Annotated in this window: 23 protein-coding genes; 13 read left to right on the top strand and 10 right to left on the bottom strand. The window is 69.7% G+C overall.

Translation table 11 applies throughout. The features are described from left to right. Positions 1-107: 107 nt before the first annotated feature. On the top strand, positions 108-2,168 hold the full coding sequence (locus E8A49_RS14115; RefSeq protein ID WP_293382345.1) for a phosphocholine-specific phospholipase C: 2,061 nt from the start codon (positions 108-110) through the stop codon (positions 2,166-2,168). A gap of 4 nt (positions 2,169-2,172) precedes the next feature. Here the strand turns inward: E8A49_RS14115 and E8A49_RS14110 are convergent, their stop codons facing one another. After that, positions 2,173-4,203 (bottom strand): M13 family metallopeptidase, encoded by a 2,031-nt coding sequence (locus E8A49_RS14110; RefSeq protein ID WP_293382343.1) that lies wholly within the window; start codon positions 4,201-4,203, stop codon positions 2,173-2,175. 72 nt (positions 4,204-4,275) lie between these two features. After that, positions 4,276-5,202 carry an SDR family oxidoreductase gene (locus E8A49_RS14105; protein ID WP_293382341.1) on the bottom strand — a complete coding sequence of 309 codons (927 nt, stop codon included), beginning with the start codon at positions 5,200-5,202 and terminating at the stop codon, positions 4,276-4,278. A gap of 67 nt (positions 5,203-5,269) precedes the next feature. Between E8A49_RS14105 and E8A49_RS14100 the strand changes: the two genes are divergently transcribed. Continuing rightward, positions 5,270-5,890: a TetR/AcrR family transcriptional regulator gene (locus tag E8A49_RS14100; RefSeq protein WP_293382339.1), complete on the top strand. Its 621-nt coding sequence runs from the start codon at positions 5,270-5,272 to the stop codon at positions 5,888-5,890. Here E8A49_RS14100 and E8A49_RS14095 read toward each other — a convergent pair. Together E8A49_RS14095 and cysS are read right to left on the bottom strand one after the other, a co-directional pair. Beyond that, positions 5,887-6,447, bottom strand: a complete 561-nt coding sequence (locus E8A49_RS14095) for an SRPBCC domain-containing protein (RefSeq protein WP_293382336.1) — start codon at positions 6,445-6,447, stop codon at positions 5,887-5,889. The genes E8A49_RS14100 and E8A49_RS14095 overlap by 4 nt on opposite strands. 1 nt (position 6,448) lies before the next feature. Next, a complete protein-coding gene (cysS, locus tag E8A49_RS14090; RefSeq protein ID WP_293382333.1) occupies positions 6,449-7,861 on the bottom strand; it encodes a cysteine--tRNA ligase in 1,413 nt (470 codons plus the stop codon). Positions 7,862-8,044: 183 nt separating this feature from the next. Here cysS and folE point away from each other — a divergent pair, with 183 nt between their 5' ends. The 4 genes from folE to E8A49_RS14070 all read left to right on the top strand — a co-directional run bounded on the left by folE (position 8,045) and on the right by E8A49_RS14070 (position 10,157). Further along, positions 8,045-8,677, top strand: a complete 633-nt coding sequence (folE, locus tag E8A49_RS14085) for a GTP cyclohydrolase I FolE (RefSeq protein WP_293382330.1) — start codon at positions 8,045-8,047, stop codon at positions 8,675-8,677. Positions 8,678-8,764: 87 nt separating this feature from the next. Continuing rightward, positions 8,765-9,160 (top strand): phosphoribosyl-AMP cyclohydrolase, encoded by a 396-nt coding sequence (hisI, locus tag E8A49_RS14080; protein ID WP_293382327.1) that lies wholly within the window; start codon positions 8,765-8,767, stop codon positions 9,158-9,160. Next, positions 9,157-9,783: a LysE family translocator gene (locus E8A49_RS14075; protein WP_293382324.1), complete on the top strand. Its 627-nt coding sequence runs from the start codon at positions 9,157-9,159 to the stop codon at positions 9,781-9,783. The genes hisI and E8A49_RS14075 overlap by 4 nt, the downstream gene beginning before the upstream one ends. A gap of 89 nt (positions 9,784-9,872) precedes the next feature. Next, complete coding sequence (locus tag E8A49_RS14070) at positions 9,873-10,157, top strand: hypothetical protein (protein WP_293382321.1); 285 nt, start codon at positions 9,873-9,875, stop codon at positions 10,155-10,157. A gap of 10 nt (positions 10,158-10,167) precedes the next feature. On the opposite strand, the gene E8A49_RS14065 is transcribed toward E8A49_RS14070, so the two are convergent. Further along, positions 10,168-11,826: an alkaline phosphatase D family protein gene (locus E8A49_RS14065; RefSeq protein WP_293382318.1), complete on the bottom strand. Its 1,659-nt coding sequence runs from the start codon at positions 11,824-11,826 to the stop codon at positions 10,168-10,170. Positions 11,827-11,904: 78 nt separating this feature from the next. Here E8A49_RS14065 and E8A49_RS14060 point away from each other — a divergent pair, with 78 nt between their 5' ends. The 4 genes from E8A49_RS14060 (at position 11,905) to rpoH (ending at position 17,467) form a co-directional block, all read left to right on the top strand. Beyond that, positions 11,905-12,222, top strand: a complete 318-nt coding sequence (locus E8A49_RS14060; protein ID WP_293382315.1) for a ferritin family protein — start codon at positions 11,905-11,907, stop codon at positions 12,220-12,222. Beyond that, positions 12,212-13,225 (top strand): RluA family pseudouridine synthase, encoded by a 1,014-nt coding sequence (locus tag E8A49_RS14055; protein WP_293382312.1) that lies wholly within the window; start codon positions 12,212-12,214, stop codon positions 13,223-13,225. The genes E8A49_RS14060 and E8A49_RS14055 overlap by 11 nt, the downstream gene beginning before the upstream one ends. 164 nt (positions 13,226-13,389) lie before the next feature. After that, positions 13,390-16,344 (top strand): TonB-dependent receptor, encoded by a 2,955-nt coding sequence (locus tag E8A49_RS14050; protein ID WP_293382309.1) that lies wholly within the window; start codon positions 13,390-13,392, stop codon positions 16,342-16,344. A 196-nt stretch (positions 16,345-16,540) separates the two neighbouring features. After that, complete coding sequence (rpoH, locus tag E8A49_RS14045) at positions 16,541-17,467, top strand: RNA polymerase sigma factor RpoH (RefSeq protein WP_293382306.1); 927 nt, start codon at positions 16,541-16,543, stop codon at positions 17,465-17,467. A 215-nt stretch (positions 17,468-17,682) separates the two neighbouring features. Here the strand turns inward: rpoH and E8A49_RS14040 are convergent, their stop codons facing one another. Then, the gene (locus tag E8A49_RS14040) at positions 17,683-20,502 is read right to left on the bottom strand and encodes a M14 family zinc carboxypeptidase (protein WP_293382303.1); all 2,820 of its coding nucleotides are present in this window, start codon (positions 20,500-20,502) and stop codon (positions 17,683-17,685) included. Positions 20,503-20,687: 185 nt separating this feature from the next. Between E8A49_RS14040 and E8A49_RS14035 the strand changes: the two genes are divergently transcribed. Further along, complete coding sequence (locus tag E8A49_RS14035) at positions 20,688-21,455, top strand: hypothetical protein (protein WP_293382300.1); 768 nt, start codon at positions 20,688-20,690, stop codon at positions 21,453-21,455. Here the strand turns inward: E8A49_RS14035 and E8A49_RS14030 are convergent. The 3 genes from E8A49_RS14030 to E8A49_RS14020 all read right to left on the bottom strand — a co-directional run bounded on the left by E8A49_RS14030 (position 21,452) and on the right by E8A49_RS14020 (position 24,446). Next, a complete protein-coding gene (locus E8A49_RS14030; RefSeq protein WP_293382297.1) occupies positions 21,452-22,267 on the bottom strand; it encodes a response regulator in 816 nt (271 codons plus the stop codon). The two genes, E8A49_RS14035 and E8A49_RS14030, sit on opposite strands and share 4 nt — an antisense overlap. 169 nt (positions 22,268-22,436) lie before the next feature. Beyond that, a complete protein-coding gene (locus E8A49_RS14025; RefSeq protein WP_293382294.1) occupies positions 22,437-23,723 on the bottom strand; it encodes an adenylosuccinate synthase in 1,287 nt (428 codons plus the stop codon). Between the two features lie 93 nt (positions 23,724-23,816). Then, the gene (locus E8A49_RS14020) at positions 23,817-24,446 is read right to left on the bottom strand and encodes an acyloxyacyl hydrolase (protein WP_293382291.1); all 630 of its coding nucleotides are present in this window, start codon (positions 24,444-24,446) and stop codon (positions 23,817-23,819) included. An 87-nt stretch (positions 24,447-24,533) separates the two neighbouring features. On the opposite strand from E8A49_RS14020, the gene E8A49_RS14015 reads away from it, so the two are divergent. Beyond that, a complete protein-coding gene (locus tag E8A49_RS14015; protein ID WP_293382288.1) occupies positions 24,534-24,953 on the top strand; it encodes a VOC family protein in 420 nt (139 codons plus the stop codon). Continuing rightward, the gene (locus E8A49_RS14010) at positions 24,950-25,927 is read left to right on the top strand and encodes a threonine/serine dehydratase (RefSeq protein WP_293382286.1); all 978 of its coding nucleotides are present in this window, start codon (positions 24,950-24,952) and stop codon (positions 25,925-25,927) included. Before E8A49_RS14015 ends, E8A49_RS14010 begins: the two co-directional genes overlap by 4 nt. Here E8A49_RS14010 and E8A49_RS14005 read toward each other — a convergent pair. Then, positions 25,924-26,790, bottom strand: a complete 867-nt coding sequence (locus tag E8A49_RS14005) for a hypothetical protein (RefSeq protein WP_293382283.1) — start codon at positions 26,788-26,790, stop codon at positions 25,924-25,926. The two genes, E8A49_RS14010 and E8A49_RS14005, sit on opposite strands and share 4 nt — an antisense overlap. Between the last annotated feature and the right edge of the window lie 61 nt (positions 26,791-26,851).

Raw genomic sequence — 26,851 nt, 5'->3', positions numbered from 1 at the left:
CTGACACAGAACCGGCGCAGAGCCTTTTGAGCCCTTCGGCGGGGGCGCTAAGTTGAGCTATGGTCCGCTCCGCCGCTGTCGGGCGGACGCAGGAATGGGGTCCGTTGGTGGGAAATCGATGGGAAGGGCGCAGGAATTTCCTGCAACTGGCGGCCGGCGCCGTAGGCGCGGCGGCGCTTCCTCCGGGGGTGGCCAAGGCGCTGGCGCTGCCCGCCAACCGCGTCACCGGCACCATCCAGGACGTGGAGCACGTGGTGATCCTGATGCAGGAGAACCGCGCCTTCGACCACTACTACGGGACCCTGCGCGGGGTGCGCGGCTATGGCGATCCGCGGCCCCTGATGCTGCCCAGCGGCCAGAGCGTCTGGAAGCAGCCGGCCAAGGACGGCGTCTCCACCGTCAGCCCGTTCCACCTCGACACCAGCGCCACCCGGGCCGAGACGATGATCGACCTGGATCACAGCTGGAAGGGCAGCCACGCGCGCTGGAAGCACCACGACGCCTGGATCCCGGCCAAGACGCCGCTGACCATGGGCTACTTCACCCGCGCGGACATCCCGTTCTACTATGCGTTGGCCGACGCCTTTACGATCTGTGACGCCTACCACTGCTCGATCTTCGGCCCGACCAACCCGAACCGGCTGTTCCTGTTCTCCGGCACCAGCGGCCTGGCCGCCGGCGACGACAGCCGCATCGTGGTCGCCAACCCGCCGGAGGAGACCAACAACAACTCCAATCCGGCGGAGGATTCGCCGAAGTTCCAGGGCCTGAAATGGCCCACCTACGCCGAGCGGCTGCAGGCGGCGGGCGTCTCCTGGAAGGTCTACCAGGAGTACGAGAACTACGGCGACAATGGCCTCGCCTACTTCGACAATTTCCGCGGCATCGGCCCGGACTCGGTCCTTTACCAGCGCGGCCGGGCCTGGTCGCCAGGCTCGACCAAGGAGAACGCCAAGGATAGCGATGGCCAGCACCTGGTCGACCAGTTCGCCGCCGACGTCAGCGCCGACCGCCTGCCGCAGGTCTCCTGGATCGTCACCAACTACAAGCTCTCCGAGCACCCGCAGGCCAGCCCTTCGGACGGCGAGCATCTGGTGGCGCGGCTGATCGCGACCCTGGCGTCGAACCCCAAGGTCTGGGCCAAGACCGTCTTCATCCTGAACTACGACGAGAACGACGGCTTCTTCGACCACGTGCCGCCGCCGATCCCGCCGGTCGGGACGGCGCCGGGCAAGAGCACGGTGGCCACCACGCATGAGGACTATCACGGCGAGCCGGTGGGCTTAGGTCCCCGCGTGCCGCTGCTGGTGGTCTCGCCCTGGACCAAGGGCGGCTTCGTGAACTCCCAGCTGCATGACCACTCATCCGTGATCCGCTTCCTGGAGGTCCGCTTCGGGGTGATGGAGCCGCAGATCTCCCCCTGGCGGCGGGCGGTGTGCGGCGACCTGACGAGCCTGTTCGACTTCAGGACCCCGAACCGCAGCCCCCAGGCCCTGCCCGACGCCTCGGCGCTGCCGGTCCGGGCGGAGAAGGCCAAGGCGCTGCCCATGCCTAAGGCGCCCGAGGTGGCCGAAAGCCATCCGCGGCAGGAGCCCGGCCAGCGGCTCGCGCGGCCCCTGCCCTACGCCTTCGACGTGGCGGGCGAGGTGAAGCCGGACGGCCTGGCGCTCACCCTGGCCAACACCGGGACCGCCGGCGCGGCCTTCGACCTGCGCGCCCCGCGCGGCGGCGAGCCCCGGTTCTACGCCGTGGAGGCCGGCAAGAGCCTGACCGACCTGGCCCCCGCCGACGGCCGCTACGACTGGACGCTGTACGGCCCCAACGGCTTCCTGCGCGGCTTCCGCGGCGAGGCCGGCGCGGCGGGACCGGAGGCGTCGGCCCGCTTCGACGCCCGGAGCGGCAAGCTGGTGGTGACGCTGCGCAACAGCGGGACCAGGCCCATCGCCCTGGACGTGGCGCCCACGGCCTATTTCGCCGCTCCGGCGCGGCTGCACCGCCTCGCGCCCGGCGAACAGGCCACGGACACCTGGGACCTGAAGGCCAGCCGCAACTGGTACGACCTCACCGTCACCTGCGTCGAGGCGCCCAGCTTCCAGCGCCGCTTCGCCGGCCACGGTGAGGACGGCAAGCCCAGCGTCTCCGACCCGCTGCTGGGGCGGCAGGCTTAGCGGCCTACCAGATGTGCACCCGCTGCTCGGGCGGCAGGTAGAGCTTGTCGCCCGGCTTGACGTTGAAGGCGGCGTACCAGGCGTCGACGTTCCGGACGATGCCGTTCACCCGGTACTCCGGCGGACTGTGCTCGTTGGTCAGCAGCTGCTGGCGCAGCGCGCCTTCGCGGGTCTTGTCCTGCCAGGACTGGGCGTAGGCGATGAAGAACCGCTGATCGCCGGTGAAGCCGTCGATCAGCGGCGGCTCGCCGTGCTGGGCCACGTAGCGGCGCCACGCGGCGTAGGCGGCTTCCAGCCCGCCCAGGTCGCCCAGGTTCTCGCCCATGGTCAGCTTGCCGTTGATGTGCACGCCGGGCACCGGCTCGTAGGCGTCGAACTGCTTGCCCAGCATGGCGGCGCGCTCGCCGAAGGCCTTGGCGGCGTCGGCGGTCCACCAGTCGCGCACCTTGCCGGTCTCGTCGAAGTGGCGGCCCTCGTCGTCGAAGCCGTGGCCCATCTCGTGGCCGATCACCCCGCCCTCGCCGCCGTAGTTGGCGGCCGGGTCGGCGCCCGGGTCGAAATAGGGCGGCTGCAGGATCGCGGCCGGGAACGTGATCTGGTTGGCGAGCGGGTTATAGTAGGCGTTGACCTCCTGCGGGACCATGTCCCAGAGGCCCTTGTCCACCGGCTTAGGATAGCGGGAGAGCTGCAGGCTCCAGTCGAACCGCTCGACGCGCACCGCATCGCCCAGGAGGTCGTGGCGGTCGATCTTGAGGCTGGAGTAGTCGATCCACTTCTTGGGGTGACCGAGCCTGGGATCGAACGTCCCGAGCTTCACCAGGGCGGCCTTGCGGGTGGGCTCGTCCATCCAGGCCGCGCTCTTGAACCGCTCGCCGTAGGCCGCCGTCAGGTTGGCGATCAGCTCGCCGGTCTGGCGCTCCGCCTCAGGCGGGAAGTGCTCGGCGACGTAGATGCGGCCGACCTCTTCGCCCAGGCCGCGGTTGATGAGCTGCACGCCCCGCTTCCAGCGTTCCCGCTGCACCGGCACGTCGCGCAGGGTGTGGGAGAAGAAGTCGAAGTTCGCCTGGTCGAAAGCGTGCGGCAGATAGGCCGCGTGGGTGCGGATGAAGTGGTAGGCCAGATAGTCCTTCCACACCGCAAGCGGCGTCGAGGCGAAGAGTTCGCCGGCGGCCTTCACCTCGCTGGGCTCGGCCACCAGCACCTTCTTCGGCGCGCCCAGGCCGCCGGCCTGCATCATCGCCGCCCAGGGCAGCTGAGGCGCCGTCGCCTGCAGCTTTTCCAGCGTCATCGGATTGTTGATCTGCTCGATGTCGCGGGTGCGCTCCGGCGCCCAGTGCGCCTCGGCGATTCTGTGCTCGAGCGCGATGATGGCGTCGGCCTTGGCCGCGGCGTCCGGGATGCCGGCCAGGGTCTGGACCTTGATCACATAGTCCCGGTAGGCCTTGCGGAAGGCGTCGTACTTGGCCCCCTCGCGCAGGTAGTAGTCGCGGTTGGGCAGGCCCAGGCCCGACTGCTCGAGGGCCACCACATAGATGTCGGGATTGTCGAGGTCGGGGTTGATCCCGACGTTCACCGGGCTCTCGAAGCCAGGCTCGGCGAACAGCTTGGCGACCTCGGCCTTGGTCTTCAGCGCCGCGATCCTGGCGAGGTAGGGCTTGAGCGGCGCGGTTCCCTTGGCCTCCAGCCCCTTCTCGTCCATCCAGGCGGCGTAGAAGTCGCCCACCCGCTGGCCGCCAGGTCCGGCCGCGGCGGGATCCTTGGCCAGGCGTTCGACGATGGCGTGGACCTGCTGCTCGGCCTCGTCGGCCAGCACCACGTCGACACCGGCGCTGGTCTTGTCCGGGGCGATCTCGGTGCGTTTGTCCCAGGCGCCGTTGACATATTTGAAGAAGTCGTCACCCGGCTTCACCGAGGCGTCCATGGCCGAGGCGTCATAGCCCCAGGTCCCGAACTTCGCCTTGCCGGCGGCCTCCGCCACGCAGCCCGCGCCCAGCACCGAGGCGATCGCCGCGCTCGCCAGAATCCACGCCTTCACGCCCAAGACAGTCTCCATCCCGCTGGAGGGCGACAGTACACGGCGTGTCGTCGCGGGCAACGCCGGCCACGGTCAGGCTGGGAACGAGGCTCCGGTCAGCTCCTCGGAGACGGTCCACAGCCGCTTGGCGGTGGCCGCGCGCCGGGCCGGGGCGGCGACGCGGGCGCGCTTCGGCGGCCCGACCAGTTCGAACAGGCGCGAGGGGCCGTAGTAGCCGCCGCCCTGGGCGTCCGGCGAGGTCGCCGCATAGAGGGTGGGCAGAGCGCCGTCCGGCGCCGACTGGCTGATGTAGGGCTGCAGCCACCGGGTGTAGCGGCTCATCGGCGAGTCAACGCCCGGACCGTTGGCGATCAGGTCCGTGCGGGCGTAGCCGGGGTGGCAGGCGTTGCTCATCACGCCCCAGCCGCCCAGGTGGCTGCGGCGCTGCAGCTCAAAGGCGAAGAGGACATTGGCCAGCTTCGACTGGCTGTAGGCCGGCCAGGGCTGGTAGCGGCGCTTGACCCAGTTGAGGTCGCCGAAATCGATCTTGCCGGTGTGGTGCGCCCCGCTGGAGACGGTGACGATCCGCGGGCTCCGGCCGCGCCGCACCAGCGGCAGCAGGCGCGCGGTCAGGGCGACGTGCGCCAGGTGGTTGACCCCGAACTGCAGCTCGAAGCCGTCGGCGGTCTCCTGCCGTGTGGGCGGGGTCATGACGCCGGCGTTGTTGATCAACAGGTCCAGGCGCGGCTCGGCGGCCATCACCCGCTCGGCGCAGGCGGCGACCGAGGCCAGGCTGGTGAGGTCGATCATCTCGAAGCGGACGTCCGCGCCGGGATGGGCTGCGCGGATCGACGCCAGGGCCGCCTCGCCCTTGGCCGGGTTGCGCGCGGCGACGATCACCCTGGCGCCCTTGCCGGCCAGCGCCAGGGCCGCCTCGTAGCCGATGCCGCCGGTGGCGCCGGTGATCAGCGCGATCCGCCCATCCTGCGTCGGCATTTGCTCGGTCGTCCAACCCGCCATAGCGTCCTCCTCGATCTGTTCCTGCTTATATTTGCATTTAATGCAAATTTGCAATAGGTGAATATTTGTGACCGGCGAACCCGCCATCGAGGGCCTGAGGCAACGCAAGCGGCGCGAGACCCGCGCGCGGATCGTGGACGCCGCCCTGAAGCTGTTCCTGGCCCGCGGCTACGACGCCACCACCGTCGACGAGATCGCCGCCGCCGCGGTCGTCTCCAAGCGCAGCTTCTTCGACTACTTCCCGAGCAAGGAGGAGGTGGTGCTGGCCTGGCAGGACGCCTTCGGCGAAGCCCTGGCCGCCGCGCTGGCCGCCCGTCCGGCCGACGAGCCCGCGCCCAAGGCCATTGAGGCCGCCCTGGTCGAGACCGTAGGCCACGCCGCCGCCCAGGCCGACGCCTTCGCCGTCGATGCGCTGATCCAGACCACCCCGGCGCTGAAGGCCCGCGAGCATCTGAAGTACGTCCGCCTCGAGGACACCCTGGCCGCCGCCCTCCTGGCCCGAGAGCCGCCGGGTGCGGACCCGTTTCCGTCGCGCCTCCTGGCCATGCTGGTGTCCGGCGGCATGCGGCTCACCGCCGAGCGCGGCCGCGCCGCCGGCCAGCCCGCCGCGCTCGGGACCTTCGTCCAGGCGGTCTTCGCCGAGGTCTGGACCCAGCTCGGGCGGTTCGCCGAGGCCGCCCGCCGCTAGTCCTTGCGGCGCTGCCAGAGGAGTTCGGCGCGGGCCTTCAGGTCGTCGTTCATCTGTACGAAGGCGCGGTAGATGGTGCGGCCCATGCGCTTGCCCAGGCGCGGCCCGATCAGCCCCGCGATCAGCTCGCCGTTGGAGACGATGCAGCTCTCCGCCGCCAGGGTCTCGATCTCGAAGAAGCGGGTGGTCTTCACCAGGCCGCCCAGCATGGTGAGCCGCCAGTGCAGCTGCTCGTTGGGCACCCATTCCAGCACGGTCGGATGGATCTCTTCCTCCGGCCGCCCGGGCAGGGCCAGGGTGATATCCAGCACCGAGCCGATGCGGATCTCGCCGGCGGCCTTGGGATAGAGCTTGCACCACTGCTCCCAGGACTTCAGGTCGGCGAGCACCTCCCAGATCACCTCGGCCGGCGCCTGGATGCCCACGCGGTGCTCGATGCGCAGGCCGGGCGGCGGCTTGGGCGGCGGCGGGCCCTTGACGGCCTTGGGACCCTTCAGCGTGCCGGAGCCCCGCGCGAAGAGGCCGGCCTTCAGTTGCGGCGGTGGCGCGATCGGCATGTCAGGCCTGCTCCCCCTCTTTCACCGACAGTAACCGCCAGGTGGCGCCGGCGGGTCCGTCCATCACCTCGACGTTGAGCGCGGTCAGCTCGGCGCGCAAGCGGTCGGCTTCGCCCCAGTCCTTGGCCCGGCGCGCCGCGTCACGGGCGGCGACCAGGGCGTCGATCCGGTCCTTCAGGCCCTCGTCGGCGCCGCCCTGGAACCAGCCTTGCGGATCGGCCTGCAGGACGCCCAGCACCGAGGCCAGCGCCATCAGGTCCTGCTTCAGGGGCGCCGCCTGTCCGGAGCCCTTGCGCACGGCGGCGTCCAGGTCGGTGGCCAGCTTCTTGATCTGGGCCATGGCCGCCGGCGTGTTGAGGTCGTCCAGCAGCGGCTCCAGCTGCTCCTCGGCCAGCGCCCCGCTGCCGCCGGCCTCGATGTGCCGCGCGCGGCCCAGGACGCCGTAGAGGTGATCCAGCGAATTGCGCGCCTGGACCAGGGCGTCCTCGGTCCAGGACAGCGGCTGGCGGTAGTGCGCGGCGAGAAGCGCCCAGCGGATCGCCTCGCCCGGCTGTTGCTGCAGGAGGTCGTGGGCCAGAGTCACATTGCCCAGGCTCTTCGACATCTTCTCTTCGCCCATGTTGAGGAAGCCGTTGTGCAGCCAGTAGTTCGCGTAGGTCCCGTGCTGGTGGCCGTCGCAGACGCCCTGGGCGAGTTCGTTCTCGTGGTGCGGGAAGACCAAGTCGATGCCGCCGCCGTGGATGTCGATGGGCAGGCCCAGCTCCTGCTCGATCATCGCCGAGCATTCGATGTGCCAGCCCGGCCGGCCCGGACCCCAGGGGCTTTCCCACACAGGCTCGCCCGGCTTCGACGGCTTCCACAGCACGAAGTCGGCGGGGTGGCGCTTGTACGGAGCGACCTCGACCCGGGCGCCGGCGATCATCTCGTCCAGCGGCCGGCCCGACAGCTTGCCGTAGTCGGCGAAGTTCTGGGTGTCGAAGAGCACATGGCCCTCGGCGGCGTAGGCCGAGCTGTTCTCCACCAGCCGGCCGATCATGGCGACGATGGCGTCCATGGTCTCAGTCGCCCGAGGCTGCACCGTCGGCGGCAGGGCGCCGAGCGCGGCGGCGTCGCCGTTGTAGGCGGCCAGGTATCGGTCGGTGATCGCGGTGATCGGCACGCCTTCCTCGGCGGCCTTGGCGTTGATCTTGTCGTCCACGTCGGTGACATTGGCCGCATAGCGCACCGCGTCCTCGCCATAGAGCCGGCGCAGCAAGCGGAACAGCACGTCGAACACCACGACGGGCCGGAAATTGCCGATGTGGCTGTAGTTGTAGACCGTCGGCCCACAGACATACATCGTCACCCGGCGGGGATCCTTGGGCGCGAAGTCCCGCTTGGCGCGGGCCATGGTGTCGTAGAGCTTGAGCGGCATTGAGCTTTTCTAACGCGGAGTGACAGTTGCCCGGAAACCGGTCCGGCCCATATACAGATGGGCGGATCGGGAAGCCACGGGAACCCCTCGATGGTTTCCCCATCCAAGCCAAAGGGTGGCCACGCGTCATTTCCGGGACCCTCGTCCCGGCGCAACTCAGCCCTGGAAAGACCCCGCACAATCATGGACGCTCTCCGCGACCGAACCCTGGTCGGCTCCAACACCGACCTTGATCTTGACCCCGTGAAGCGCCCCTCCCGCGAGGAGGCCATGGAGGCCGTGCGCACCCTGATCGCCTGGGCCGGCGACGACCCGCGCCGCGAAGGCGTGCTCGACACGCCCAAGCGCGTCGTCGACGCCTACGGCGAATGGTTCGAGGGCTATGCCGCCGACCCGGCCAAGGAGCTCAGCCGCACCTTCGAGGACGTGCAGGGCTACGACGACATCGTCATGCTGCGCGAGATCGAGGTGGAGAGCCACTGCGAGCACCACATGGCCCCGTTCCTCGGCAAGGCCTACGTGGCCTACATGCCGACCAACCGCGTGGTCGGCATCTCCAAGCTCGCCAAGGTGGTCGAGATCTTCGCCAAGCGTCTCCAGACCCAGGAGACCATGACCCAGCAGATCGCCGACGCCATCACCGACAGCCTGCGCCCGGCGGGCGTGGCCGTGCTGATCGACGCCACCCACCAGTGCATGACGACGCGCGGCGTGCACCACCGGCACGTCTCGACCATCACCACCCAGTTCACCGGCGTCTTCAAGACCGACCCGACGCTGCGCCAACGCTTCCTGGACTTCGCGAACAAGAAGTAACCGCGCGCCGCCCGTCCTCCGGACGTCCCGGTGAAAGCCGGGACAGTCGGTTGTGGGGCCTGGGCCAGCGGCGCCATATGGACGGCCATGACCGCGACCTTCCCCACCGCGCCCGACAAGCACGCCCTGGAGCATGGGACCGAGCTTGCGCCGCGCTTCGACGCCGCCGGCCTGATCGCCGCTGTGGCGACCCATGCCGAGACCGGCGAGGTGCTGATGTTCGCCTGGATGAACGCCGAGGCGCTCGAACGCACCCTGGCCACCGGCGAGGCCCACTACTGGAGCCGCAGCCGCGGCGAGCTCTGGCATAAGGGCGCCACCAGCGGCCAGGTGCAGCGGATCGTCGAGGCGCGCATCGACTGCGACCAGGACTGCGTCTGGCTGAAGGTGCTGCCGCAGGGCGACGGCGGCGCCTGCCACACCGGGGCGCGGTCGTGCTTCTACCGGGTGATCGCGGACGGGAAGCTCCGGGAGGCGCCATGACCGTCGTCCAGGCGCTGATCGCCTTCTCCGTCGCCGCGGGCCTGCTGACGGTGACGCCAGGGCTCGACACCGCGCTCGTCCTGCGCACCGCTGCGGTCGAGGGGCCGAAGCGCGCGGGGCTGGCGGCCTTGGGGATCGGCGCGGGCTGCCTGGTCTGGGGCGCGGCCACGGCGCTGGGCCTCGCGGCCCTGCTGCAGGCCTCGGCGCTGGCCTTCACGGCGCTGAAGTGGGCCGGCGCGGCCTATCTCGTCTGGCTGGGGATCGGCCTCCTGCTGAAGCCCCGCGACCGCTTTGAGGTGGGCGACGCCGCCGCGTCCAGGGCCAGTCCGCTGGGCTGGCTGCGCAAGGGCTTCCTGACCAATCTGCTGAACCCGAAGGTCGGCGTCTTCTACGTCTCCTTCCTGCCGCAGTTCCTGCCGGCCGGCGTGGCGCCCGCGCCCTTCATCTTCCTGCTGGCCGCGCTGCACGTGGCGATGAGCTTCGTCTGGTTCGCCGCCCTGGTCGGCGCCACGCGCCCGATCGCCAGGGCCCTGCGGCGGCCCGCCGTGGTGCGCTGGCTGGACAGGACCACCGGCGCGGTCTTCCTGGGCTTCGGCGTCAAGCTGGCGCTCTCGCGACGGTAGACGCCTCGTTCGCCGGTACAACTCCAAGGGACTCGCGCGGCTCCAGAAGTTCTGTTTTTGTTCCTTCCCCTCGATGGCGGAGAACGGACATGGCGGACGGCGCGGCCCAATACATCGCCCAGGCGTGGCCGGCATGGCCCAGGCTCTTCCAGGCGCTCGCCGCCCGTTCCAGCCTGTGGGCGGTCTGCGGCTGCGGACGCGAGGCGGTGATCGATCCCAGGCCCTGGGTCGGCCAGGGGCTGACGCGCCAAGCCACCGCCCAACTGGAGAGCCGCCTCCGCTGCCTTTGCGGCGCGCGGCGCGTGCGCCTGGAGATCCGTGGCCTGGCCGAGGCGCCGAGCGGCGGGGTTGGCGGCATCCATGTCTTCCGCTGAGGCCTGAGCCTCAGACCGCCTTCAGGGCCGAGACGCCGTTCGGCCCGGGCGTCGCGCGATAGGTCGCGATGGCGCGGGTCGTGTAGGCCTTGTCCTTGATCGAGGAGACCGCGATCAGCTCGCAGGTCGCCTGGGTGTGGGTCAGGGTCAGCAGCAGGAAGCCCTTGGCCGTCTGGTTGTTGAACACGACCTCGCGGTTGTAGCGGGCGAAGGCCTCGCCCAGCGGCGCCTGCGGGAAGACCTCGCCCGGGCCCGGGCTGGTGACCCCGGCCGTGCCGAACTCCACGCCCACCCGCTTGCCGCCGGTCTCGGCGGTCCACAGCTCATTGGCCCAGAAGGCGTGGCTGTCGCCGGAGATCACTACCAGGTTGGCCTTGGCCTTCTCCACCAGGGCGTAGAGCCGCTGGCGGTCGGCGGGATAGCCGTCCCACATGTCCGCGCCCCACGGCAGACCGAGCGTGGCGTTCGCCTCCAGACGGGCGAGCTTGGCCTGTGACGGCTTCGGCAGCTCGGCCTTCATCGCCGCATAGGCTTCGGCGGTCATGTAGCGGCGCAGAGGTGGCGTGTTGAGCCTGGCCATCACCACCTCGTTGCCCAGCACCTGCCAGGGCGTGCCCGCCTTCACCGAGGCCGAGAGGCCGGTGGCCAGCCAGGCCTCCTGGCTGGCCGACATCATCTTGCGCGCCGGGTTGTCCAGCCGCTGGCGCCAGGCGGCCACGTCGAGGGGCGTCGGCGTGCGGGGCAACTCCACCTCCGGATAGAGCTGGTGGTCGCGCGCCGTCAGCCGGGTCTCCAGCATGAACAGGCTGGCCACGTCGCCGAAGTCGAAGGAGCGGTTGATGGCGAAGCCGCCGCCGGAGGGCTCGCGGATCGGCATCCACTCGTAATAGGCCTTGATGGCGGCGGCCTTGCGGACGTTCCAGTCGCCCTCGGTGGCCGGCTGGTGGTTCTCCGCCCCGCCGGTCCAGCTGTCGTTGGCGGTCTCGTGGTCGTCCCAGACCACGATCCAGGGCGCGCGGGCGTGCGCCGCCTGTAGCTGGGGGTCGGTCTTGTACTGGGCGTGGCGGCGGCGGTAGTCGCCGAGGGTGACGCACTCATGCCCGGGCTGGTGCGGCCGCTCGTCGGCCACCGGGCTGTCCATGCCGTAGGAGCCGGGGCCGCCGTATTCGTAGATGTAGTCGCCCAGGCAGACCACCGCGTCGACCCGCGCCAGCCGGGCGATCGCGCCATAGGCGTTGAAATAGCCGTTCGGATAGAGGGCGCAGGTGCAGACCGCCAGCACCGCGTCCTTGACCGGCCCGTCCGGCAGGGTCGCGGTGCGGCCCACCGGCGACTTCACGCCGCCGGCCTCGAACTGGAAGCTGTAGGCGCGGCCCGGATCGAGGTTGACCACGTCGACCTTGACGGTGAAGTCGCGGTCGGCGCCGGTGACGCCGCTGCCGTGCTTGCCGCCGCCCTTGCGGTCGAGGGGATCGAGCCGCCAGCTGTAGGCGACCGGATCGGACCCCCGCGCGGTGATGCGGGTCCACAGGATGATCCGGTCCTGCAACGGGTCGCCCGAGGCCACGCCGTGCTCGAAGGTCACCGGGTCGCGGGCCAGCGCTCTGGTTGCGGGCGCCGCAGCCCCAAGGCCCAGCAGGGCGAGCGCCCTGCGCCGATCCAATCGCATCTCCGTCCCCGGCCTCGCGCTTCCCCAGCCGCGCCCCTATTAGAGTCGGGAGAATAGCACAGAAGAAAGGCGCGCCCCTTGTCCAGCGAAGTCCTGCACGTCCCCCGCGAGAAGCTGCGCCGGGAAACCCTCAACCTGCACTACGCGATCACCTCGCTGATGGAGGAGTTCGAGGCGGTGGACTGGTACCGCCAGCGGGCGGACGACTGCGACGACCCCAGCCTGAAGGCCATCCTGCTGCACAACGCCCGCGAGGAGTTGGAGCACGCGGCCATGGTGCTGGAGTGGATCCGCCGCAACGACACCGAGGTGAACGAGCAACTGAAGGAATATCTGTTCAGCGAGGGCTCGATCGTCGGCCACGAGGAAGACGCCAGCGAGAAGCATGGACTCTGATCCGGACGAGGCCGCGCTGGCCGGCGAGGAGGCGGACGACGCCTTCGGGGTGCGCGTCGTCCCGGTCGGCCCCGACGCGGCGGGCGCGCGCATCGACAAGGTGCTGGCCGACCGCCTGCCGGAGCTCTCGCGCGCCCGCGTCCAGGCGCTGATCGCCGAGGGCCGCGTCAGCCGCGACGGCGCGGCGGTGGCCGACGCCTCGGCCAAGGCCCAGGCCGGCGACTACCGCCTGGAGATCCCGCCGCCCGTCGCCGCCACGCCGCAGCCCGAGGCCATCCCGCTCAGCGTGCTCTACGAGGACGCCGACCTGATCGTGATCGACAAGCCGGCCGGCATGGCCGTGCACCCGGCGCCCGGCAGCGAAAGCGGCACCCTGGTCAACGCCCTGCTGCGCCACTGCGGGGACAGCCTGTCCGGCATCGGCGGGGTGGCGCGGCCGGGCATCGTGCACCGCATCGACAAGGACACCTCCGGCATCGTGGTGGTCGCCAAGACCGACGCGGCGCACCAGGGACTCTCGGCTCTGTTCGCCGCCCACGACATCGAGCGGGTCTATGTGGCGCTGACCCGCGGCGCGCCGCGCCAGATCCGCGGAACCATCGAGGGCGCCATCGGCCGCTCCTCCGCCGACCGCAAGAAGATGGCCCTGGTGCGCGGCGGCGGGCGCCACGCCATCACCCACTACGCCGTCGAGCGGGTGTTCGGCCCGGCGGAGCGGCCGTTGGCCGCGCGGCTGTCCTGCCAGCTGGAGACCGGCCGCACCCACCAGATCCGCGTCCACCTGGCCTCGGTGGGCGCGCCCTGCCTGGGCGACCCGCTCTATGGCTCTGGACCGCCGGCCGCCCCGGTCCGCGCCGCCATCGCCGAGGCCGGGCTGAGGCGCCAGGCCCTGCACGCCGCGGTGCTGGGGTTCCGCCATCCGGTGACCGGCGAGGCGCTGCGCTTCGAGAGCCTCTTGCCGCCCGACATGGCGGCCCTGCAGGCGTTACTCGAAAACCTCTGATATTTCAGCGCCGCAGGACGGCCTCAAGACGGGGTAATCGGCTCGTAACAATGGCGCCCTCATTTGGCCGGGCTCAACGGCGAGGTCAGACGCTGGAGCTTCGAGGGTGGCCAGCGCGGTCTTTGGACGAGTTTGGGGCGGACCCGCATCAGAATGGACGGCGCGTGATCCGCAATCCCCGGCAATCTTCAGGGCGCCTGCGCCTGGCGAGCGCGCTGCGCGCGGGCGTGAGCCTGGCCGCCCTCGCCGCGGTCGCCAGCCCGGCGCTGGCCGAGGCCCCGGATACGCCGGTGACCACCCAGCGGGCCGCCGCGCCCGCGCCGGCGAGGCCGGCGCCGCCCACCGTCTCCGAGGTGGTGGTCCCGGCCATCCCCAAGGTCGAGCCGGGCGCGGTGATCGGCGACATCAAGCCCGACCTGCAGCTCGCCCCCGACGACATCCAGTCCTACGGCGTCTCCACCATCACCGAGCTGCTCGAAGAGCTGGCGCCGGAGATCGGCTCCAACAGCGGCCGCGGCGGCGAGGGCCCGGCGATCCTGCTGAACGGCAAGCGGATCAGCAGCATCAACGAGATCCGCAACCTGCCCACCGAGGCCATCCTGCGGGTCGACATCCTGCCGGAAGAGGCGGCGCTGAAGTACGGTTTCTCGGCCAACCAACGCGTGGTCAACATCGTCCTGAAGGACCATGTGGACGCCATCCTCGCCGACCTGCAGGGCGGGGCGGCCACCGAGGGCGGCGGGGCCAGCGGCCAGGCCGAGGCGGGCGTCACCCGCATCTCCGGCGAACACCGGCTGAACATCGACCTGAAGTACAATCCCGTGGCCGCGCTCACCGAGCAGCAGCGCAATCTGACCTCGCTGGCCGCCAACGGCCCGCCCTTCGACCTGACCGGCAACGTCATCCCCGGTGGGACGGCCACCGAACTCGACCCGCGCCTGTCGGCGCTCGCCGGGGCGCCGGTGACCATCGCGGGGGTGCCGGCGGGCGTGGCCGGACGGCCCCTGACGCTGGCCGACTTCCTGGCCACCGCCAACGCGCCGAACACCACCGACGTGCGGCCCTTCCGCAGCGTGGTGCCGGAAAGCCAGCAGGTCTCGCTGAACGCCGTCTACACCCAGCCGATCTTCTACGGCATCAGCGCCACCGTGAACGGCACCTTCACGGTGATGACCAGCGACACCCAGCGCGGCCTGCCCGGGATCGGCCTGGACCTGCCGGCCGGCAATACGTTTTCGCCCTTCTCCAACGACACGGAGGTCGAGCGGCTGATCCCCAACTTCGGCCCGCTGAACCAGGACGCCGAGAGTTGGACCGGCCACTTCGGCATGAGCTTCAACCGCGATATCGCGAGCTGGCGGCTGGCGCTGACCGGCAACTTCGACCACGTCGACACCCGCAACGACAACGACGTCGGCGTCGACGCCACCGCCCTGCAGGCCGCCGTGCTGGCCGGGACCGTCAATCCCTTCGGCCCCCTGCCGGCCAACCTGCTGTCGCGGCTTCCCCAGGACACCAGCCGCTCGAAGTCCGACACCGGCAACATCCAGTTCGTCGCCTCGGGGCCGATCTGGACCATCCCGGCCGGCGAGATCCGCACCAGCATCCGCGTCGGCGCCACCCTCTCCGACTTCACCTCGGAGTCCGAGCGCGGCGGCATCGTCACCCCGTCGGAAACCTTCAGCCAAGACGGCGGCAACGTTCAGCTCAGCATCGACGTGCCGCTGACTAGCGCCAAGAACAAGATCCTGCCGATGTTCGGCGACCTGTCGGCCAATACCCACGTGGCCTTCCAGCAGGTCTCCGGCTTCGGCGTGCTCGACACCCTGGGCTATGGCGTCCACTGGACGCCGATCACCGGCCTGTCGATCCTGGTCAACCAGCTGCATGACCAGGCCGCGCCCACCCAGCAGCAGACCAGCGCGCCACTGCTGCTGACGCCCAACACCCGTATCTTCGACTTCGCCACCGGCCAGACCGTCGACGTGACGGAGATCACCGGCGGCAATCCGGCGCTGACCAGCGACAACCGCTACCGCACCTCCGTCCGGATCACCTTCCAGCCGTTCCAGGACAAGCAGCTGATCTTCCGGGCCGACTACAACCAGATCCACTACAAGAACCCGATCGCCACCTTCCCGGCGGCCTCGGCGGCCATTGAGGCGGCCTTCCCCGAGCGCTTCATCCGCGACTCCGAGGGCGACCTGACCGAGGTCGACTACCGGCCGGTCAACTTCGCCAGCGAGGACGTCAATTCGCTGAAGTGGGGCTTCGACTATTCGCGGCCGATCGGCCCGGCGACCTCGCCGCCGCCGCGCAACCAGATCGCCCAGGCGCTTCGCAAAGCCGGCGTGAACGGCGTGGGCCGCCGCCCGCCCGGCGCCGCGCTTGACCCGAGCGCCGGTGGGCCGGGCGGGCCTCCGGGTCCCGACGGCTCGACGCCCAACGGGACGCCTGGAGGCCCAGGCCAGCCGCCGGGCGCGGCGCCCGGCGGTCCCGGGAATGGTCCGGGACCTGGTGGCCCGGGCGGCGGCGGTCCGGGCGGCGGCGCGGGCTTCGCCGGACGTGGCGGCGGTGGCGGAGGCGGCGGCTTCCGGGGCGGCGGCGGGCGCGGGACCCAGGACGGGCGCCTGCGGATCAGCGTCTTCCACACCATCTACTTCGCCGACCGGTTCCTGGTGGCGCCGGGCGGCCCGCTGCTCGACTTCCTGAACGGCTCCTCGCTGGCCGGCGCCGGCGGCCAGCCGCAGCAGGAGGTCCAGGCGCAGATCAACATCGCCGAGCGCGGCTATGGCGCGGAGCTGAACGCCGACTGGAAGAGCGGCTCTACGGTGAACGGCGCCGCCGTCGGCTCGACCGGCGACCTCACCTTCTCCGACCTGGTCAAGGTGGGCGCCCGCGTCTTCGCCGACCTGAACCAGCGCAAGACCCTGATCGAGCAGCATCCGATGTTCAAAGGCGTGCGGGTCTCCTTCTCGGTCTCCAACATCTTCGACGCGCGCCAGAAGGTCACTGACGCCACCGGCGCCACGCCGCTCAACTTCCAACCGGCCTACCTCGACCCGCTCGGCCGCACCTGGAAGATCGAGTTCCGCAAGCTGTTCAGCTCGGGAACCTGACGTCCTGTCGCAAAGCGCAGGTTTCCTGTGCGCCCTGTGAGAAACCATCGCCTTGAAGGCGCCCATTTCGGGGGCTAGAAAGTCCCACTAACGCAGTCGGATATTCGCCGCCGTTTTCCCTGGCCAAGCTCTTCCGCCCCCGCAACCTCGTACCTATCTGACAGGTTGAGGGGGCGGCTGGAGTTGAGCGCGTGGGATGCGCGGGCCCAGACGTCCGGGAATAAGGGGTAAGAAAATGGCCGCAAGCGCGCTTTCAGTGATGTCGCCGGACGGTGGCCTCAGCCGCTATCTGTCCGAGATCCGCAAATTTCCCATGCTGGCGAAGGATGAGGAATTCATGCTCGCCAAGCGCTGGCAGGAGCATGAGGACCCCGAGGCGGCGCACCGCCTGGTCACCAGCCACCTTCGCCTCGTGGCGAAGATCGCCATGGGCTACCGCGGCTACGGCCTGCCGATCGGCGAGGTGATCTCCGAGGGCAACGTCGGCCTGATGCAGGCGGTGAAGAAGTTCGATCCGGACAAGGGCTTCCGCCTGGCGACCTACGCCATGTGGTGGATCCGCGCCTCGATCCAGGAATACATCCTGCGCTCCTGGTCGCTCGTGAAGATGGGCACCACCGCGGCGCAGAAGAAGCTGTTCTTCAACCTGCGCAAGGCCAAGAGCGAGATCTCGGCCCTGCAGGAAGGCGACCTGCATCCCGACCAGGTCTCGACCATCGCCACCAAGCTGGGCGTGCTCAACGAGGAAGTCATCTCGATGAACCGCCGGCTCAGCGGCGGCGACGCCTCGCTGAACTCGCCGATGCGCGCCGACAGCGAGAGCGAGTGGCAGGACTGGCTGGTGGACGACACCACGCCCTCCCAGGAGACCGTGGTCGCCGACAGCCAGGAAAAGACCATCCGCATGAGCCTGCTCGAAGAGGCGATGACGGAGCTCACCGACCGCGAGCGCCACATCCTCACCGAGCGGCGCCTGAAGGACGAGCCCACGACCCTGGAGGACCTCGCCTCGCAATACGGCGTCAGCCGCGAGCGCGTCCGCCAGATCGAGGTCCGCGCCTTCGAGAAGCTGCAGAAGTCGATGAAGTCCGCCGCCCTGGACCGCAACCTGGTCGACGCCTAGGTCGCATTCATCAGACCCGAGAGAAGGCCGCCGAAAGGCGGCTTTCTTTTTGCCTGAACCGGACCGGCGCGATCCGGGACGAGCCGAAGGCTTCTTGGATTCAACCACGGAAAACACGGAATTCACGGAAAGAGGCGCGCGCGTTTTACGTGTCCTTCTGTGGTTCAAAACCTAGTCCGCTTCGCTGGGCTTCTTCGTGTGGTTCGTGGACTGGCTCAGCCCCCAGCCTTCTTCTCCGCCTCGTCGCCGTCCTTCTTGTCGTCGTCCTTGGCGTTTGGGTCGGGGATGGTCGGCGGCCCGCCCAAGCCGGTGCGCAGGTCCTTGTAGGAGAACAGCGCGTTGTAGAGCATCCGGTACTCGCCGAAGTTCTGCCAGCGGTAGACCGGGTTGGTGGCGAACATCACGACCTGGCCTTGGCCCAGCGGCAGGTCGACGATGGCCGGGCGGTCCTTGATCTGGGCGGCCCCCACCATCAGGCCCGACTGCACGGCCTTGTCGCCGCCCGGGAAGCTCATCAGGACGTTCTGCTGGTCGCGTATCGGCAGCGAGAGCAGCGCGCTCGAGGCCCAGCGCACCGTCGTGGTCGGCTCCGCATAGCCATAGAAGATCGGGTTGGCCGGCTTCAGGATCTTGGCGGTGACGATGGGGCCCGGCGCATAGAAGCCCTGGGCCGGACGGCTCACCTCCACCTGCGGCGTCAGGCCGAACTCGCCGGGCAGGGCGCTGGAGTCGCCGAGCGTGATCAGGGTCCCGCCCTCGGCCACGAACCGGCGCAGCTCCTCCAGGCCCGCCAATCCCATGCCGCCGCGGATGTCGGGCGATGAGCCATAGGCGCCCTGGGTCGGGAACTCGGCCGTCTTGGTGTAGGGCAAGGGCTTGCCGGTCTCAGGGATGTCGAACACCAGGTTCTTGGCGGAGCGGCCCTGGCTGGGGATGACGATGACGTCGTATCGGGCGCGAAGCCCGCCCTTCTTGACCTCGTCCTTGAAGATCAGGTCGTAGGGCGTTTCGTACTGGTCGAAGGCGTAGCGCACCCAGCCGACGTTCTGGGTCGAGCCCCAGGTGGAATAGACCGCCAGGCGCGGCAGGGCCGCCTCGTGGCTGGCCACCGTCGGCTTGTCGGTCAGCGCCACCGCCGTCAGGCCCAGCGGGACCACCGCCGCCTTCAGCTTCTCATAGGCTTTGCCGTCGACCAGGAACGAGCCCGCCGGCGCCTCGACGCCGCCGGCCTTGAACGCGGCTTCCGCGATCCGCACCGGCTCGCCCTTCAGCCGATAGCGCAGGGTGGCGAGGTTGACCGAGCCGCGGTCGAGGACGGCGTAGGCCGCCGCGCCGGGCGCGCCGATCGAACCCTCGACCTTGTCGGTGTCCACCGGCGTGGCGGCCACATCCAGGGCCTTCAGGTCGGCGGTGGGCGTCACCTTCACATGGGCCATCATCCCCATGGTCCAGGCGCTGTCGTCGTAGGTGCGGAGCTTGTTGTCGGGGAAGGTCTGTTTCTCCAGCAGGATCTTGGCCAGGCGGCCATAGGGCTGGTCGCGCTTGACGATGAAGGAGCCCGCCGGGAACTTGCCCTCCTTCAGCGTCACCTCCGCCGTGGTGCGGCCGACCTCGATCCCCTGCATCCGCAGGAGGTTCACCACCAGGGCGGCGCGGGTCATGTCCGGCTGGTCGCCCGGGATCAGGAAGGCGTAGGGCGCGTCCTTGCGGCCCGCCTCGATGGAGTTGCGGCTCTTGCGGTAGAAGTTCTCGACGATCAGCTCGGGGTTCGAGGCCACCGCCGAGAGGCCGGTGAGCACGCCGGTTTCCATGTAGTTGGTGTTGTTGCGCATCGACCATTCGACGACCTTGTAGGGCGGGTCCGGCCGGAACCAGTCGCGCTTGGTCTGGTCGTTGTCGTCGCCCGCACCCTGGCCCGGCCCGTGAACCGGACTCACGTGGCGCAGCTCGGTCGTGGCGCCGCCGTTGCCGAAGGTCTCGTACATCTTGAAGAGACCGTTGTGGTTGGTGGACATGAAGCCCACGTAGCCCGGCGACCACTCGTCCACGTAGCCGTGGGTCCAGACCCCCGGCATGCCGTACTTGGTCAACTGCGCCATCTCGAAGTTGGCGATCCAGGGCATCTCCCCGAACAGGATCGGGTCCAGCGTCGGGTTCTGCGGCGCTTGGCCGGAGAAGGTGTAGAGGAAGGGCACGGACTCGTGCAGGTCGTGCATCACCGGCGGATGCCACTGCAGATAAAAGTCCAGCAGATTCCGCGCACTAAGGCCGGTGTAGTTGATGTCCCGATTGTTGTCGTGGAAGATGTACTTGCCCCAGTAGGGCGCGCCCGGCACCGGGTTCAGGTCGTCGGTGTCGTCGATCTTGTTGCGCAGGTACCAGTCGGTATAGCGGTCGCGGCCGTCGGGGTCGGTGGCCGGGTTGATGCCGACGATGACGTTCTTGCGGATCTGGTCGATCAGCGGGCTGTCCTCGGTGACCAGGCGATAGGCCAGCTCCATCAGCATTTCCGGCGGCCCGGTCTCGGCGGAGTGCAGGCCGCCCAGCGCCACGTACATCGGCTTGGTCTTGGCGATGATCGCCTTGGCGTCGGCCTCGGACAGGCCGCGCGGATCGGCCAGGCGCGCCAGGTTCTTCCGATTGGCCTCCAGCCCCGCGATGTTCTCGTCGGAGGAGATCAGCACCACCACGGTGGGCCGGCCCTCCTCGGTCTTGCCGGTCTCGACGATCTTCACCCGCGGGGATTTGGCGGCGAGCGCCCGGTAGTACTTCAGGAGGTCGGCGTAGTGGTCGAGCACCCGGGGCGCGCCGATGTCGTGGCCCAGGACGTCGCGCGGGCTGGGGACGCCGCCGGCCGCCGAGGCCGGCAGGTGGTCGACCAGCGGGCTGGAGAACTCCGGCTTGGTGGTCCAGGCCTTCTGGTGCTCGGCGAAGGTCGGGTCCATGGCTTGTTGGGCGTGGGCCGCCCCGAAGGCGATCATCGGCGCGGCGAGGGACAGCGCGGCGGCGCGCGCGAAGAGCCTGGAACGCAGCATACGGAAATTCCCCACCCGGCTGAGGATCGCAGGGATAGACCAGCCCGAAGCCGCGTCAACGGGGCCTCGCGCGCTGTGGCCGTGGCTGCAGGATCACACCTCCGAACGATCGCGTGACGGGCGACGCCCCGGCCTGTATCCGGACGCTGGCTGGGGGCATCTGACGGGGGCGTCCGGAGCTTCCTATGCGTGCTGTCTTGGCCCTCGCCGCCCTCACCCTCGCCGCCCTGCCCGCCGCCGCGCTCGCGGCGCCCAGCCCCGGAGCTTGCGCCGCCGAGATCAAGCGCCAATCCGAACAAGGCGAGTCGTCCGTCGAGACCGGCTGCTGGCGCCTGGGCCCGGTGACCCTGGGCATGACCACCGCGGAGGTCGCCGCCCTGATCGGGCCGCCGGATCATGAAACGGCCGGCCCCACCGTCAACTTGCCCGCCAAGGTGGACCGGACCGGCTATCGCAACGCCTTCTATGTTTTCCCCCGCGACCTGGCCAAACAGCTGGAGCGCAAGCCGCCCAAGGAGCTTCGGACGCGGATCCTGAAGGTGGCCTACTTCCAGGACCGCGCGGTGCAGATCGCCAGCGCCCCGCCGACCGAGACCAGCTCGAACCGCTGCGGCCGCATGAGGGGCCTGGCGGTGACGGATGGCGACGCGAAGGGTTTCGGCCCGTTCCGCAGCTTTGCCGGCGTCCGCGAGGGCGACAGCGTCGTGGCCCTCGAGGCCCGGCTCGGCAAGAACGATACCCACAACCGGTCAGGCGACGTCTTCGACTACTGGCCGGTCCCGCTCACGCTCGGCGTCGACGTCGAGCACAGTACGGTCAGCAGCTTCGCCATCGGCGCAGACGAAGACGCCCTGCACTTGGGCGGTTGGGCGGAAGTGTCGCTGACGCGCGATCCCAAGACCTGCCGGATCACCGGCTTCAGCTTCGTGGAGAAGGAACCGGGCCGCCGCTAGGCCGCGAAGGCGTCCGGGACGTCCTTCGGCATGTAGGCCAGGAGGGTCGCGGCCTTGGCCTTGAGTTCGGCGGCGTCGTAGGGCGCGCCCTTCTTCTCGATCTCGTCGAGGTGGCGGCCGAAGTCGATGGCCGCGGTGGTCAGCTTCAGGTCGGCGACGCTCATGCCGCATTTGCGCAGGTCGACCACCTGGGCCTGCATGGAGCGCATGGCCTGGACCGGGTCGCTGCCCACGGCGTTGATGCCCGAGCGCAGGATCTTCAGCGCCTGGGCCAGGCGCTCGGAATCCGGAGTGGCGCGGGCGTCGGAGCGGCGCTTCAGCGAGCCCTGGTAGTCGCCGGAGTTGAACCGCCGCCGGTCGGGGCCGACGTAGTTCACCGCCTCGACCCAGTCGCGCTGGCGCAGCGTCACCGCTTCCAGCCGGCGCAGCAGGTCCTTCAGCGTGAAGGGCTTGCGCAGGAACTCATGAACGCCCCCGTCGCGGGCCGACAGGATGCCGGCGGCGGTGGCCTGGCCGGTGACCATGATCACCGGGGCGTAGCGGGCCGACGCGTGGCTGCGGCGCAGCTCGCGGGTGAAGGCGATGCCGTCGATCGGCGCGGGACCCATCTCGGCGAAGATGATGTGCGGGTCGTAGCTGCTCGCCAGGCGGATCGCCTTCTCGTTGGTCTCGGCGACCCAGATCTGCGAGCGGGCGATATCGCGCATCAGCTCGCCGATCAGCCGCGCGCTGGCCGGCTGCGGGTCGACGATCATCACCCGCTGCATCAAGGGCGCCATCTTCTGGATGATCTTGGCGTCGGCGTTGAACAAGGCTGCGCTCCGGCTAGGCGGCGCACGCTAAACCAAGCCAGGTAAAGAACGCCTTGACGATAACCATGTTCGCCTAGGGTTAAGCCGCTGAAACCTATGGTAGTCCCGCGGCTCATCCGCACACCGCCTGTCGGCGGGCGTTAGGCCTGCTCAATCGCAACCCTCGGGCCTAATCCTGGAACGGGTCGCGCATCAGGATGGTGTCGTCGCGCTGCGGACTGGTGGAGAGCAGCGCCACCGGCGCACCGATCAGCTCCTCGATGCGCCGCACGTACTTCACCGCATTGGCCGGCAGGTCGCGCCAGGAACGCGCGCCCTGGGTGGTCTCGCTCCAGCCCTCCATCTCCTCATAGACGGGGACAAGCTGCCCCTGGGCCTTCAGCCCGGCGGGCAGGTAGTCGAGGGCCTCCTCGCCCAGCTTGTAGCCGATGCAGATCTTCAGGGTCGGCAGGCCGTCCAGCACATCGAGCTTGGTGAGCGCGATGCCGCCGATGCCGTTCAGCGCCACCGACTGGCGCACCAGGGCCGCGTCGAACCAGCCGCAGCGGCGCGAGCGGCCGGTGACCGTGCCGACCTCGCGGCCGACCTCGCCCAGATGGCGGCCGACCTCGTCCGTGAGCTCGGTCGGGAACGGGCCCTCGCCGACCCGCGTGGTGTAGGCCTTGACGATCCCCAGCACATAGCCCGGCCCCTTAGGCCCGAGCCCGGAGCCCGCCGCCGCCTGGCCGGCCACGGTGTTGGAGGAGGTGACGAAGGGATAGGTGCCGTGATCGACGTCCAGCAGCGCGCCCTGCGCGCCCTCGAACAGCACCCGCTTGCCGGCCTTCACCTGCTCGTCCAGCAGCCGCCAGGCTGGCTTGGCGTAGGGCAGGATCTTGGGCGCCATCGCCTCCAGCTCGGCCAGCATGGCGGCGGGGTCGGCCTCCGGCAGGCCGAGGCCGCGGCGTAGGGGTCCGTGGTGCGACAAGAGCCGGTCGATCTTCGCTTCCAGCGCCTCGCGGTCGGCCAGGTCGGCGACCCGGATCGCGCGGCGGCCCACCTTGTCCTCATAGGCGGGGCCGATGCCGCGGCCGGTGGTGCCGATCTTCTGGGTCGCGGCGGCCTCGCGGGCGCGGTCGAGGTCGCGGTGCAGCGGCAGGATCAGGCAGGCGTTGTCGGCCAAGACCAGCAGGTCCGGGGTGATGGCGACGCCCTGGCCGCGCAGCTTGTCGATCTCTTCGAGGAGGTGCCAGGGGTCGACCACCACCCCGTTGCCGATCACCGAGAGCTTGCCCTGCACCACGCCCGACGGCAGCAGCGACAGCTTGTAGGTCTGGTTGCCGACCACCAGGGTGTGGCCGGCGTTATGGCCGCCCTGGAAGCGCACGACGACGTCGGCGCGGTTCGACAGCCAGTCGACGAGCTTGCCCTTGCCCTCGTCGCCCCACTGGGCGCCGATCACGGTGACATTGGCCATGGGTACGGTCTCCCGACCTGCCCGGTCTGTCAGCTGCGCCCTTCGACAGGTGCTCGGCGCAGCGACTGAAGATCGATTTTCGAACCGCCAGCGTCATCCGCCGTGCGGGCCGAAGCGGTAGATCAGCCGCAGGCCCGCATCGTCAAGCCCCTGGTTCTTCCCGTGATGGAATATCTCGCCATTGGAGATGTGCACCCAGGAGAGCTCCGCGTCGAAGCGGCGGCTGAGGTGGGCGCCGAAATTGATCTCCGGCTCGAACAGCTCCTTCGACCCGAAGTCGATGCGGTGCTCGAAAGCGTCCAGCCGCCGGGCGATCTGGTCGGGCGTCAGGCCCGGCGCATTGACCGCCGGCAGGCCGGCCTTGCCGTCGGTCAGGGCCAAGCCCAGGCCCGGGCGGACGTAGAAGGTGTGGGTGATCTTGATCGGCCAGCTGAGGCCGATCGCGCCGAAGTTGCTGAGGCCGTCGGTGTTCAGCGACATGAACGCATGCGCCTGCGGGCGGCCGATCCAGCTCAGCCAGTCGATGCGGTCGGAGCGGACCCCGATCTCGATGTCGGCGCCATCGCCGTTCTCGCGTCCCGCCGAGCCGATGCCCAGGGCGTCGCCCAGGAAGGTCACATCGTGGGCGTAGACGCCCAGGATGGCGTCGGCCGCCGCCGCCGGCATCGCGATCAGCGCAACCGCCAGCCCAACCGCCGGCGGGGCCCAAAACAGTCGAATCATACCTGCCCCCCAAACAACCCTCGCAATAAACCCTGAAGCCGCGAAACGGTTCTCGCCTCATCAAAAGTCGCGGTTTAAGAGGCGGCTATGGACATTCCCCGCTTCCACCTGGCCTTCCCGGTCCGCGACCTGGCCGAGGCCCGCGCCTTCTACGGCGATCTGCTGGGCTGCCCGGAGGGGCGCTCCAGCGACGAATGGGTCGATTTCGACTTCCACGGCCATCAGATCGTGGCGCACCTCGCGCCGGAGGAGGTCGGCCATAGGTCCACCAACGCCGTCGACGGCCACCAGGTGCCGGTGCGCCACTTCGGCGCCATCCTTCCGCCTGCCGCCTGGGACGTCTTGGCCCAGCGCCTGACCGCCGCGGGAACCACCTTCGTCATCGAGCCGCACACCCGCTTCAAGGGCGAGGCCGGCGAGCAGTCGACCATGTTCTTCCTCGACCCCTCCGGCAATGCGCTGGAGTTCAAGGCCTTCGCCGACGACGCCATGGTGTTCGCGAAGTGAGCGTGACCTTCGCCGATATCGAGGCCGCCGCCGTCCGCATCGCCGGCCACGCCGTGGTCACGCCTCTGGTGGAGAGCCCGGCGCTCAACGAACGGCTGGGCGGGCGCATCCTCCTGAAGCTCGAGACCCTGCAACGGGTCGGGGCCTTCAAGTTCCGCGGGGCCTACAACCGCCTGGTCCAGCTCGACGAGGCGCAGAAGAAGGCCGGCGTGGTGGCCTTCTCCTCCGGCAACCATGCCCAGGGCGTGGCGCTGGCCGCGCGCCTCCTGGGCATGCCGGCGGTGATCGTCATGCCGTCCGACGCCCCAGCCATCAAGGTCGCGGCCACCAAGGGCTATGGCGCCGAGGTGCGCCTCTTCGACCGCCTGACCGAGAGCCGCGAGGCCATCGCCGCGGAGATCGCGCGAGGGCGCGGCGCGGTGGTGGTGCCGGCCTTCGACGACGAACACATCGCCGCGGGCCAGGGCACGGTCGGGCTGGAGATGGTCGCCCAGGCCAAGGCCGTCGGCGCCGACTTCGACGTCGTGGTCTCGCCGGTGGGCGGCGGCGGCCTGCTGGCCGGGATCTCCCAGGTGCTGAAGGAACTGTCGCCCCGCACTGCGGTCTGGGGCTGCGAACCCAGCGTCTACAACGACCTGGCCCAGTCGCTGGAGAGCGGTGAGCGGGTGACGGTGAAGCCGACGGTGCGCACCCTCTGCGACGCCCTGGAAAGCCCCTCGACCGGCGACATCACCTGGCCGATCCTCAAGGCCAACCTGACCGGCGCGGTGGGCCTTACCGACCCGGAGGTGGCCGAGGCGATGCGCTACGCCTTCCAGACGCTGAAGCTGGTGATCGAGCCCGGCGGCTCGGTGGGCCTGGCCGCCCTGCTCACCGGCAAGGTCGAGGCCAAGGGCAAGACCGTGGGCGTGGTGGTCTCCGGCGGCAACGTCGACCCGGAACTGTTCGCCAGGATCCTGCGCAGCGAGGCCTAGGCCTCCTCGTAGGGCGACGCCGTCCGGCCCGCCGAGAGCTGCTGGTAGATGCTGGCCCAGGGCGCGCCGAAGATGGCGACGACCAGCGCTCCGAGGATCGGCAGGATCACCGCATAGGCCGCGATCGTCGCCGGCGAAGAGCTGGGGCCATGGCCGGCCTGCGCCGCAGCCATCATGCTGCCGAGCGCGCCGCTCAGGCTGAGTGCGAGCACGGTGGGGATGAGGATGGCGAACTCCAGCCCGATCATGATCAGCATGAGGCAGAGCGCGACGCCGAACAGCTTCCAACCCTGACCTGAGGTCAGGGTCCAGGACTCGGCGAAGACGAACCGCTGCTCGGCGTAGGCCATCGGTCCAGCCATGGAAAACCGCAAGGCCAGCCACACCAAGCCCACCATCGCGCCTACCGTCGCGAGGAAGGCGACCACGCCTGGCGCGAAGCGAACGACCACGAAGAGCGCGATCGCGGCCACGATCATGCCGACCAAGAACACGACGAGCAGGGCCAGCACGGTCAGGCCGACCGACAGCTCGCGGCGGCCGAGCCGCAGGTAGAAGTATCGCCGGTCCTCGGGGTCGAGCACGGCCCGGTAGACCGCCGAATAGGCCACCGCGGCATGGAACAGGCTCAGCACCCAGATCAGCGGAAACCAGCCGGCCATGTGCGACAGCTGGGCGAGCGCCGCGCTCGGATCGCCGCCCGGGGCGTAGGGCAGATGGCTCCACATTCCGGCCTGGAGAAGGAGCGCCGGGCCGACGCCCACGATCAGATAGAACACCGCCCAAACGGCGATAGCCGCCGGATGGCGCCGGATCAGCCCAAAGCCGGAGCCGATCGCCTGCCCCCCCGAAAACCCGCCCATGACACCCTCCCAAGCCCCATAGTTCGAGCGAGGATAGGCGCCGTTCCGGACCGTCGGCTAG

Source organism: Phenylobacterium sp., assembly GCF_004799515.1.
Lineage (GTDB): Bacteria > Pseudomonadota > Alphaproteobacteria > Caulobacterales > Caulobacteraceae > Phenylobacterium.
This window is presented reverse-complemented; position numbering and strand designations above follow the sequence as displayed.